The sequence below is a fragment of the Streptomyces sp. NPDC005181 genome (assembly GCF_040608395.1).
Taxonomy (GTDB): Bacteria; Actinomycetota; Actinomycetes; order Streptomycetales; family Streptomycetaceae; genus Streptomyces.
This window is the reverse complement of the sequence record NZ_JBEXID010000150.1, coordinates 1-9,911: the sequence shown is the minus strand read 5'-3', so window position 1 is coordinate 9,911 and position 9,911 is coordinate 1. Positions and strand designations below refer to the sequence as shown.

At 67.6% G+C, this 9,911-nt stretch carries 9 protein-coding genes, 1 pseudogene and 1 riboswitch; of the genes and pseudogenes, 1 reads left to right on the top strand and 9 read right to left on the bottom strand.

The features are described 5' to 3' along the window. Positions 1 to 84 precede the first annotated feature (84 nt). The 6 genes from ABZV38_RS37985 to ABZV38_RS37960 all read right to left on the bottom strand — a co-directional run bounded on the left by ABZV38_RS37985 (position 85) and on the right by ABZV38_RS37960 (position 7,196). On the bottom strand, positions 85 to 1,461 hold the full coding sequence (locus ABZV38_RS37985) for an aminotransferase class V-fold PLP-dependent enzyme (protein WP_356333222.1): 1,377 nt from the start codon (positions 1,459 to 1,461) through the stop codon (positions 85 to 87). 176 nt (positions 1,462 to 1,637) lie between these two features. Continuing rightward, a riboswitch (SAM riboswitch) is annotated at positions 1,638 to 1,755 on the bottom strand. Between the two features lie 85 nt (positions 1,756 to 1,840). Continuing rightward, positions 1,841 to 2,905 carry an anthranilate phosphoribosyltransferase gene (gene trpD / locus ABZV38_RS37980; RefSeq protein ID WP_356333220.1) on the bottom strand — a complete coding sequence of 355 codons (1,065 nt, stop codon included), beginning with the start codon at positions 2,903 to 2,905 and terminating at the stop codon, positions 1,841 to 1,843. 124 nt (positions 2,906 to 3,029) lie between these two features. Then, positions 3,030 to 4,655 carry a ubiquinol-cytochrome c reductase cytochrome b subunit gene (locus ABZV38_RS37975; protein WP_356333218.1) on the bottom strand — a complete coding sequence of 542 codons (1,626 nt, stop codon included), beginning with the start codon at positions 4,653 to 4,655 and terminating at the stop codon, positions 3,030 to 3,032. Next, positions 4,652 to 5,707, bottom strand: coding sequence for a Rieske 2Fe-2S domain-containing protein (locus tag ABZV38_RS37970; protein ID WP_356333216.1), 1,056 nt, complete (start codon positions 5,705 to 5,707; stop codon positions 4,652 to 4,654). The genes ABZV38_RS37975 and ABZV38_RS37970 overlap by 4 nt, the downstream gene beginning before the upstream one ends. Continuing rightward, the gene (locus ABZV38_RS37965) at positions 5,704 to 6,513 is read right to left on the bottom strand and encodes a c-type cytochrome (protein WP_356333214.1); all 810 of its coding nucleotides are present in this window, start codon (positions 6,511 to 6,513) and stop codon (positions 5,704 to 5,706) included. Before ABZV38_RS37965 ends, ABZV38_RS37970 begins: the two co-directional genes overlap by 4 nt. Before the next feature lie 62 nt (positions 6,514 to 6,575). Beyond that, positions 6,576 to 7,196, bottom strand: a complete 621-nt coding sequence (locus ABZV38_RS37960) for a heme-copper oxidase subunit III (RefSeq protein ID WP_356333212.1) — start codon at positions 7,194 to 7,196, stop codon at positions 6,576 to 6,578. A 187-nt stretch (positions 7,197 to 7,383) separates the two neighbouring features. Here ABZV38_RS37960 and ABZV38_RS37955 point away from each other — a divergent pair, with 187 nt between their 5' ends. Beyond that, entirely contained in the window at positions 7,384 to 7,785 is a 402-nt protein-coding gene (locus tag ABZV38_RS37955; protein WP_356333210.1) for a hypothetical protein, read from the top strand. Between the two features lie 84 nt (positions 7,786 to 7,869). Here the strand turns inward: ABZV38_RS37955 and ABZV38_RS37950 are convergent, their stop codons facing one another. The 3 genes and pseudogenes from ABZV38_RS37950 to ABZV38_RS37940 all read right to left on the bottom strand — a co-directional run. Continuing rightward, complete coding sequence (locus ABZV38_RS37950; RefSeq protein WP_356333208.1) at positions 7,870 to 9,123, bottom strand: Ig-like domain-containing protein; 1,254 nt, start codon at positions 9,121 to 9,123, stop codon at positions 7,870 to 7,872. A 126-nt stretch (positions 9,124 to 9,249) separates the two neighbouring features. Further along, complete coding sequence (locus tag ABZV38_RS37945) at positions 9,250 to 9,648, bottom strand: cytochrome c oxidase subunit 4 (protein WP_356333206.1); 399 nt, start codon at positions 9,646 to 9,648, stop codon at positions 9,250 to 9,252. Continuing rightward, a pseudogene (locus tag ABZV38_RS37940) lies at positions 9,645 to 9,911 on the bottom strand (cytochrome ubiquinol oxidase subunit I); the annotation flags it as partial. The gene ABZV38_RS37945 and the pseudogene ABZV38_RS37940, both read right to left, overlap by 4 nt.

Sequence of the window (9,911 nt, the reverse complement as noted above, 5' to 3'; positions counted from 1 at the left end):
TAGATTCTCATGTTTTATAGGGCGGCGGTGGAGGGGATGCTGCCCGTCCCCGGCCGAAGTGTTACGGCCCCTGTTCCGGGCCGGTCAGACCTGCGCCGTGCCCCGGTCCGGGACGCAGCGGCCGTCCTCGGTGCGGTACTTCCACTGAGCCCCCTCGCTCACCAGCTCCTTGACCGCGCGGACGAAGCGCTCGATGTGCTCGTCCGGCGTACCGGCGCCGAAGCTGACCCGGATCGCGTTCAGCGAGCGCTCGCCCGGCTCCGCCTCCGGAGCGCCGCACTCGCCCGGGTCCTGCGGGTCGCTGCCGAGCAGGGTGCGCACCAGCGGGTGGGCGCAGAACAGTCCGTCGCGTACCCCGATGCCGTATTCGGCGGAGAGCGCCGCGGCGAAGTGGGAGCTGTTCCACCCCTCCACCACGAAGGAGACGACGCCGACCCGAGGGGCGTCGTCACCGAACAGCGACAGCACCTTGACCTGGGGGACCTCGGCGAGGCCTTCACGGACTCGGGTGACGAGCTGCTGCTCCCGGGCGACGAGGCGGTCGAAGCCGGCCTCGGTGAGGGCCTTGCAGGCGGAGGCGATGGAGTAGACACCGATGACGTTGGGCGAACCGGCCTCGTGCCGGGCGGCGGTGGAGTGCCACTCCACGTCCACACCGCCGTCGGTGCGCCGGGCGACCTTCCGCGAGGCGCCGCCACCGGCCAGGTACGGCTCGGCGTCCTGCAGCCAGTCGGCGCGACCCGCGAGGACACCGGAGCCGAACGGCGCGTACAGCTTGTGTCCGGAGAAGGCGACCCAGTCGACGTCGAGCTCGTCGATGTCGACCGGGTGGTGCGGCGCGAGCTGTGCGGCGTCCAGCACGATCCGGGCCCCGTGCGCGTGGGCGGCGGCCGCCAGCTCCCTCACCGGCCACAGCTCACCGGTGACGTTCGAGGCACCGGTGACGCAGACCAGCGCGGGGCCGTAGGGGTCACGGTCGGCGAGCGCCCGCTCCAGCGTCTCGACGGCCTGGGCCGGGGTGCGGGGAGCGTTGAGGTAGGTGACGCGGGCGTCGCGCCAGGGCAGCAGCGAGGCGTGGTGCTCGGTCTCGTACACGAAGACCTGGCAGTCGGCGGGGATCACCGCGGCCAGCAGGTTCAGCGAGTCCGTCGTCGACCGGGTGAAGATCACCTGGTCCTCCGCGCGGCAGCCGAGAAACTCCCCGACCGCCTTGCGGCTGTTCTCGAAGAGGTCCGTGGAGAGCTGCGAGAGGTAGCCGGCGCCGCGGTGGACGCTGCCGTAGTACGGGGCGTACGCGGCGACGTCCTCCCACACCCGCTGCAGGGCCGGGGCGCTGGCCGCGTAATCCAGGGCGGCATACGTGACTTCTCCGCCGGTAGCGAGTGGAACAGTCACATCCTTGCCCAGAACGGGCAGCGGGGAACAAATGGTCTGGTCGGTGGCAGCGGTGACGACGGACATGGCGAACTCCCGTAACAGGCAGGCGAATTCACTGCGCCGGCAGGTACGCGGCAGCGCAGGAAGCAGAAAAAGGGGGTGCGGAGAGGGGCCGGACCGGGCCCTATCGCATTCGCTTGCTCACAAGAGGCTCCTTGAGGACCAGGACCCCAGGGATGTGACATTCACAGATGTCGAGGGGTCCGCGCTTGCCGCAGACCTCGCTGCCTACGGCCTGGTCTTCACCCGGGGCACCCCGCCACGGACGGAGGGTTGCCGGACAGCGGGCCGGGGCCGTAGTCGCTGTCACTCATGACCTGCCCAGCATCTTGCCATACGTGCGTCGACGCGCAAGGCGCAGTCCAAGATCTGGACTGCGCCCTGGGCCGCAGTTCCCGTTCGTTCAGGCGTTGCTGACCGTCACCCAGCGCTCCAGCGCCGCCCGGGCCGCACCCGAGTCGACGGACTCGGCGGCCTTCGCGATCCCGGCGGCGAGCTGCTGGTTCAGCGTGCCCTCCCCCGGGTCCAGCGCCACCAGCGCCGCCGCCGAGTTGAGGAGCACGGCTTCGCGTACCGGACCGGTCTCACCGGCCAGCAGCCGGCGGGCCACATCGGCGTTGTACGAGGCGTCGGCGCCGCGCAGTGCCTCGACGGGGACCAGCTGGAGGCCGACGTCGCGCGGGTCGAAGGCCTCCTCGCGCACCTCGCCGTCCCGGACCACCCAGATCCGGGAGGTCGCCGTGGTCGTCAGCTCGTCCAGGCCGTCGTCGCCGCGGAAGACCAGCGCCGAGTTGCCGCGCGCCGCGAGCACGCCCGCGACGATGGGGGCCATCTTCAGATCGGCGACGCCGATGGCCTGGGAGCGCACCCGGGCCGGGTTGGTGAGCGGGCCGAGGATGTTGAACGTCGTCTGCGCGCCGAGCTCCTTGCGGGCCCGCGCCGCATAGCGCAGGGCGGGGTGGAACTTCACCGCGAAGCAGAAGGTGATGCCCGCCTCCTCCGCCACCTCGACGACGCGCTGGGGGGTCAGCTCCAGATTGACGCCCAGCTTCTCCAGGACGTCGGAGGCGCCGCTGGCCGACGAGGAGGCGCGGTTGCCGTGCTTGACGACCTTGGCTCCTGTGCCCGCGACGACGATCGCGGACATCGTGGAGATATTGACCGTCTTGGCGAGGTCGCCGCCGGTACCGACGATGTCGACCGTGCGGCCCGGCACCTGGATCGTGGTGGCGTGCTCGTACATGGCGCGGACGAGTCCGGTGACCTCGTCGACGGTCTCGCCCTTGGAGCGCAGGGCAACGGCGAAACCGGCGATCTGCACGTCGGTCGCCTCGCCGCTCATGATGTTGTCCATCGCCCACGCGGTGTCGTCGGCGCTCAGGTCCTCGCCGCGCAGGAGAGCGTTCAGCACGCCGGGCCAGGAACGAGCCGCCACGCTGTCGCCGCCGACCGGGGTCACCACGTTCATGGTCCGCTCCTGGGGGTCCACCGCCGATAAGGGTATGGACCCCACCCTATCGAGCGCACGGGACAGCAAAGAGCCCCGTCCATCGAATGGACGGGGCTCCCGCTGTGGCGATCAGTTGAGGCGATCAGTGGTGGCCGTGGCCGCTGGTGATCTCCTTGTACTCCTCGGCAGTGGGCTTTTCGATCTGGTTGTGCTCGCCGAAGTAGCCCTTGCTGAGCTTGGCCCGCAGCTTCTGCATCGCGGGCACCTTGCGCTCGACACCGTTCTCGTCGACTGTCGGGCCGATCTCGACCGGCTTGTACTGCTCGTGCGCGGTGAGCATGTGCAGCTGCTCGGGGCCGAGCGGCTCGTGGATCTCGACGAACTCACCGTGCGGCAGGCGCTTGATGAGACCGGACTCACGTCCGTGCAGCACCTTCTCCCTGTCGCGGCGCTGAAGGCCGAGGCAGATCCGCTTCGTGACGATGAACGCCAGGACCGGCCCCACGAAGATGAAGATCCGGACGAACCACGAGATGGAGTTCAGCGAGAGATGGAAGTGCGTGGCCCAGAGGTCGTTGCCACCGCCGATGAAGACGACGAGGTACTCCGTGATCCACGCGACGCCGAAGGCCGTCCGGGTCGGGGCGTTGCGCGGGCGGTCCAGGATGTGGTGCTCGCGCTTGTCCCCGGTGATCCAGGACTCGACGAACGGGTAGACCGCGATCACGGCCAGCACCACGCCGAAGGCCATCAGCGGGATGAACACGCCCAGGACGAGCGTGTGACCCCAGAGGTTGATCTCCCAGCCCGGCATCACTCGGATCAGACCCTCGGCGAAGCCCATGTACCAGTCGGGCTGGGCGCCGGTGGACACCTGGTCCGGACGGTACGGACCGAGGGCCCAGATCGGGTTGATCGAGGCGATCGCCGAGATGACCGCGATGACACCGAAGACCAGGAAGAAGAAGCCTCCGGCCTTCGCCATGTAGATCGGCAGCAGCGGCATACCGACGACGTTCTTGTTGGTGCGGCCGGGACCCGCGAACTGCGTGTGCTTGTGGTAGAAGACCAGGATCAGGTGGCCGACCACGAGACCGAGCATGATGCCCGGCAGCAGCAGGATGTGGATCGAGTAGAACCGGGCGACGAAGTCGCCGCCGGGGAACTCTCCGCCGAACAGGAACATCGAGATGTACGTGCCGACGATCGGCATGGACAGGATCGCGCCCTGGGTGAAGCGGACACCCGTACCCGAGAGCAGGTCGTCCGGGAGCGAGTAGCCCGTGAAGCCGGTGAACATACCCAGCACGAACAGCAGGAAGCCGAACAGCCAGTTGATCTCACGCGGCTTGCGGAACGCACCCGTGAAGAAGACGCGCATCATGTGCACGAACATCGCGGCCAGGAAGATCAGCGCGCCCCAGTGGTGGATCTGGCGGACCAGCAGACCACCGCGGACGTCGAAGCTGATGTCCAGCGTCGAGGCATAGGCCTCGGACATCCGGATGCCCTGCATCGGCTCGTACGAGCCGTGATAGACGACCTCGTTCATGCTCGGGTGGAAGAACAGCGTCAGATACACACCCGTGAGGATGATGACGATGAAGCTGTAGAGGGCGACTTCACCGAGCATGAAGGACCAGTGGTCCGGGAAGATCTTGCGCATGTTGGCCTTGGCCAGGGAGTAGATCCCGAGCCGGCCGTCCGCCCAGTCGGCCACCCGCTCGCCGGCGGGCGCGTTGCGCTTCGTGTCGGTCACAGTACTCATCCGCGCTCCCAGAATGCAGGACCGACGGGCTCTTCGAAGTCACCGAGCGCCTCGAGGTTGCCCTCGCTGTTCACACCGATCCGCAGCTGCGGAAGGGAGTGACCGGCCGGACCGAAGATGACGCGGGCGCCGTCGGAGAGGTCGAAGGTGGACTGGTGGCACGGGCAGAGCACGTGGTGCGTCTGCTGCTCGTACAGGCTGATCGGGCAGCCGACGTGGGTGCAGATCTTCGAGAAGGCCACGATGCCCTCGTGGGCCCACTCGCGCTCGCGCTTGTCCTTGATGTTCTCCGGCTGGATACGGATGATCATCAGCGCAGCCTTGGCGATCTGCGTCTGGAAGTCGTGAGCGTCCTCCTCCAGACCCTCGGGCATGGCGAAGGTCAGCGAACCGACGACGACGTCCTCGGGACGCAGCGGCTGCATCGTGTTCACGTTGATGAGCTGCTTGCCCTTGGACCACAGGGTCTGACGGAGCTTCTTCTCCGGCAGCGGACCGAGGTCGCGCAGCAGCATCACGCCGGAGAGCGGCACCAGAGCCAGCGCACCGAACAGGGTGTTGCGGATCAGCTTGCGCCGGCCGAACGCGGATTCCTCGGCACCGGCCGCGAAGTCGGCGAGAACCTTCGCCCTGACCTCGGGCTCCGCCTCGATGGCGTGCCGGTCGTCGGCGACCTCTTCGTCGGACATCAGGGTGCGCGCCCAGTGGACGGCGCCCGCGCCGATCGTGAAGAGAGCCACGCCCAGGGTCAGCCCGAGGGAGAAGTTGAGCGCGCTCACATGGCCGAACGGCCAGATGAACACGATCTTGTCCACCGGGAAGATGACGTACGAGGCGATGAAGCCGATGGTCGCCAGCATGGACAGCACGAACAGGAGCGCGACCGTGCGCTCGGAGCGCTTCGCGGCCCGTTCGTCGATGTCCTGGATGCGCGGCCGGTGAGCCGGCAGCCCCGGGTTGGCGAACGGGTCGTCCGCGACCTCTACCGCGCCGTGCGCGGCTTCCTGCTCAGCGGGCAGGTTCTCTTCTGGAATCTTCTCTTGGCTACTCATGACTTCTTGGCCTTAGCGGTGTGGGCCGCGACCCAAACGGCAACTGCGACGAGTGCGCCCAGACCGAAGATCCAGGCGAACAGACCCTCGCTGACCGGACCGAGCCCGCCCAGCTTGAGGCCACCAGGGGTCTCGGACTCGGCGCTGTTCACGGTCTTGATGTACGCGATGATGTCCCGCTTCTGCTGCTCGGGCATCGTCGAGTCGGGGAAGGACGGCATGTTCTGCGGGCCGGTCTGCATGGCCTCGTAGATGTGCTTCGGGTCCACTCCCTCAAGGCTGGGCGCGTACTTGCCCTTCGTCAGGGCACCGCCCTCGCCGGTGAAGTTGTGGCACTGCGCGCAGTTGGTACGGAACAGGTCGCCACCCTTGGCGATGTCCGCACCGTCAGGGCTGACCTGGTCCTCGGTCGGCACGATCGGGCCGGCGCCGAGCGACGCGACGTACGCCGCGAGCTGGTCGATCTCGGCCTGGCTGTAGATGTTCTTCTTCTTCGGTACCTGGGCACCCGGCTGCTGGGCCGGCATACGGCCCGTGCCGACCTGGAAGTCGACGGCGGCGGAGCCCACGCCGACCAGGCTCGGCCCGTCGGACGTGCCCTGACCGCCGACTCCGTGGCAGCTGGCGCAACCGACGGAGTACAGCTTCTTGCCCTCATCGATGGCGAGGGACTGGGCGGTGTCGTCGGCCTGCGCCTTGCTCGCGGGCGCAAACGCGGCGTACAGCCCCCCAGTGGCCGCCAGCGCGAGGAGTAGTACGACAACCGCCGCCAACGGATGGCGTCGTCGTGCGGAGAGCTTTTTCACGGATTACCCCGGTGTCAGGATCTTCTGCGTCGATGCTGGATGTGGTTCGGGTTCGAGCCCGGTTACTTGATCATGTAGATCGTGGCAAAGAGGCCGATCCACACGACATCGACGAAGTGCCAGTAATAGGACACGACGATGGCGGCGGTCGCCTGTTCGTGGGTGAACCTCTTGGCTGCGTATGTCCTGCCCAGTACGAACAGGAAGGCGATGAGACCGCCTGTCACATGCAGACCGTGGAAGCCGGTGGTCAGGTAGAACACCGAGCCGTACGGGTCGGAGGACAGCGAGAGGCCGTCCTTCTTCACCAGCTCGGTGTACTCCAGGACCTGGCCTCCGACGAAGATCGCACCCATCACGAAAGTGATCACGAACCAGGCACGGAGCTTCTTCACATCGCCCCGCTCCGCGGCGAAGACGCCGAGCTGGCAGGTGAGGGAGGAGAGCACCAGGATCGTGGTGTTCGTCGCCGAGAACGGGAAGTTCAGGGCCGAAGCCATTTCCTTCCAGTGGTCGGGTCCCATCACCGATCGCAGGGTGAAGTACATCGCGAAGAGGGCCGCGAAGAACATCAGCTCGGAACTCAACCAGATGATGGTTCCGACGCTGGTGAGGTTCGGTCGATTGACCGACGGGTGCGCGTGCCCGGTTTCTACTGTCGTTGCTGTCGCCACGATCGACATTATGTCGGTCGCTTATCCCGCCCTCACTCCCGGGGGTGCCGTTCGGTGTGTCAGCAGCGTGTGTCCTGCCCGAACGGCCCATCGAATCGCTGTCATTACCGGTGCTGACAGGCTGTCGGTCGGAGTACGATCCGCGCATCGGTTCATGCCCCGAGAGCCCCGAAGACACAGATGTCACGGAGGAACAATGCAGCCGACCGCCACGGTCCTGGTCTACAGCGACGACGCCAACACCCGTGAGCAGGTGAGGCTGGCCGCCGGTCGCAGGCCTGCGGCGGACGTGCCACCGGTGGAGTTCGTGGAGTGCGCCACGCTGCCCGCCGTCCTGTCCGCGCTGGACAGCGGCGGCATCGACGTGTGCGTGCTGGACGGCGAGACGGCCCCGGCGGGCGGCATGGGCGTCTGCCGGCAGATCAAGGACGAGATCTTCCACTGCCCGCCGGTGCTGCTGCTGATCGGGCGCCCGCAGGATGCCTGGCTGGCCACCTGGAGCCGCGCGGACGCCGCGGTGACCCTGCCGGTCGAGCCGGTCGAGTTCGCGGACGCCCTGGCCGCTCTGCTGCGCAGCAGGCTCTGCGTACAGTCCTGAGTCCCACTGCGGCCCGGCACGCGGTTTCGTCGCGGGCCGGGCCGTTTCATGTCCCTTCGAAGGGCGGTGCACTCCCCTGGCCGGTCAGACCTCGGGGCGCAGGCGCGCCGCCTGCACGGTGTTCGACCGGTCCGGGGTGGCGTTGTTCTGCAGGGCGCTGCCCTGCTGCCATTTCGCCCAGGACAGGTTCCAGTCGCCGTAGCCGTTGTCGAACGGTGTCATCGTGGAGCCCTGGCTGCCGACGACGGAGACGAGGTCCCCCTCGCGCACGGTGTTGTAGAACCACTGGGCCTGGGCGTTGCTCATGCCCGTGCAGCCGTGGCTGACGTTCGCGTACCCCTGCGAGCCGGTGGACCAGGGGGCCGCGTGCACGTACTCGCCGCTCCAGGTGACGCGGGTCGCGTAGTAGACCAGCAGGTCGTACCCGTCGCCGGAATCCGCCGAGATGCCGATGGTCTCCCCGCGCATGCGTACGGAGTACTCCTTGCTCAGCACGACCTTGACGCCGTTGCGGGTGTCGAAGCCGGGCCTTCCGGTGGTCACCGGGATGGTGTTGATCACTACTCCGTTGCGCTTGACCGTCATGGAGTGCGCGGCGGCGTTGGTGATGGCCTCGATACGGTCGCCGGTAGTGATCTTCAACGCTTTCGTGGGGGCCCCGTACAGGCCGTTGGCGACTTTTATGCCGGCCATGGTGCTGCTGACCTCGATCGTGGCCCGGGCCGGCCAGTACTCCTGCGGGCGGTAGTGCAGGATCTTGTCGTCGACCCAGTACCAGGAGCCCGGCACGGAGGGCGTGGAGCGGACCTTCAGGGAGCGCTCCACGGTGGCCCGGGCGGCCTTGCCCTTGACCGGAGCGCTGAGTTCCGCCGTAATGGGCTGTCCGACGCCGTAGGTGCCCGCGTGCGGGCCGAAGGTCACTTTCAGGAGCTTCTTCGCCGGGGCCGTCTCGAAGGAGAGCGTACGGCTGCCCGGGGCGCCGTCGTCGTCCTCGACACTGACCCTGACGGTGTAGCGGGTGCCGGCCGCAAGCGGGACGGTGGAATGCCAGCGCAGCCCGTCCGCCGAGAGTTCGCCCGCGAGATGGTGCCCGGCGGTGTCCACCGCGGCCACGTCGGTGATCCGGCCGTCGTCACCCGTTGCGGTGACTTCGAGAGGCTTGTCGGGATCGGCCTTCTCGTCGCCCTCCGGGGCGTTGGAGGAGATCTCGTCCGCCGCGTCGTACGGCTGTTCGGCGAGCGGGTGACCATCTGGCCCGCCACAGGCGGTCGCCCCTGCAACCAGGGCCATGACCAGCAGCGTACAGCTCACTACAGGGCGAATGCGCGGCGTGTTCATGGTTCCCACGCTAAGAAGATTCATCAGTTTCAGCGCGCCGGATGACTGCAAACGGGGGGCCCGCGCCTCTCGCATGAGAAGTGCGGGCCCCCCGTGAGGTGGAGCGGTGTCACCGGTGGAGCGGTGTCACTGGGTGCGGTTCTCGCCGCGGTAGTACTCGAAGACCCAGCCGAACAGACCGATCAGGATGACCGGGGCCGAGAAGTAGAGCAGCCACCATCCGAAGATGACGCCCATGAAGGCGAGGGCGCCACCGACGGCCAGCGAGAGCGGCTGCCAGCTGTGCGGGGAGAAGAACCCCACCTCGCCGGCCTCGTCCGCGACATCGGCTTCCTTGCTGTCCTGAGCCATCGCGTCGACCCGCTGCGCCGTGAAGGCCAGGTAGAAGCCGATCATGACGCTCAGGCCGAAGGCCAGGACGAGCGCGGTGGTACCGGCCGGCTCCTTCGACCACACGCCATAGGTCACTGCCATGGCGAGGAGAAAGACGCTCAGCCAGAGGAACATCTTGCCCTGGATCTTCACTTGCCGGCCTCCTTGCCACCCGCGAGGGCCTTGTCAGCCTCGGAGTGGTGCTCCAGCAGCTCGAGCGCCGAGATCTCCGGGTGGTGCAGGTCGAACGCCGGGGATTCGGAACGGATCCGCGGCAGGGTGAGGAAGTTGTGCCGCGGCGGCGGGCACGAGGTCGCCCACTCCAGCGAACGGCCGTACCCCCAGGGGTCGTCGACCTCGATCTTCTTGCCGTACTTGGCGGTCTTCCACACGTTGTAGAAGAACGGCAGCATCGA

Excerpts from the sequence above, each read along its gene's own strand:
- trpD (WP_356333220.1), bottom strand. The coding sequence starts at position 2,905 with ATGAACGTGGTGACCCCGGTCGGCGGCGACAGCGTGGCGGCTCGTTCC.
- ABZV38_RS37985 (WP_356333222.1), bottom strand. The coding sequence starts at position 1,461 with ATGTCCGTCGTCACCGCTGCCACCGACCAGACCATTTGTTCCCCGCTG.
- ABZV38_RS37975 (WP_356333218.1), bottom strand. The coding sequence starts at position 4,655 with ATGAGTACTGTGACCGACACGAAGCGCAACGCGCCCGCCGGCGAGCGG.
- ABZV38_RS37950 (WP_356333208.1), bottom strand. The coding sequence starts at position 9,123 with ATGAACACGCCGCGCATTCGCCCTGTAGTGAGCTGTACGCTGCTGGTC.
- ABZV38_RS37955 (WP_356333210.1), top strand. The coding sequence starts at position 7,384 with ATGCAGCCGACCGCCACGGTCCTGGTCTACAGCGACGACGCCAACACC.
- ABZV38_RS37970 (WP_356333216.1), bottom strand. The coding sequence starts at position 5,707 with ATGAGTAGCCAAGAGAAGATTCCAGAAGAGAACCTGCCCGCTGAGCAG.
- ABZV38_RS37960 (WP_356333212.1), bottom strand. The coding sequence starts at position 7,196 with ATGTCGATCGTGGCGACAGCAACGACAGTAGAAACCGGGCACGCGCAC.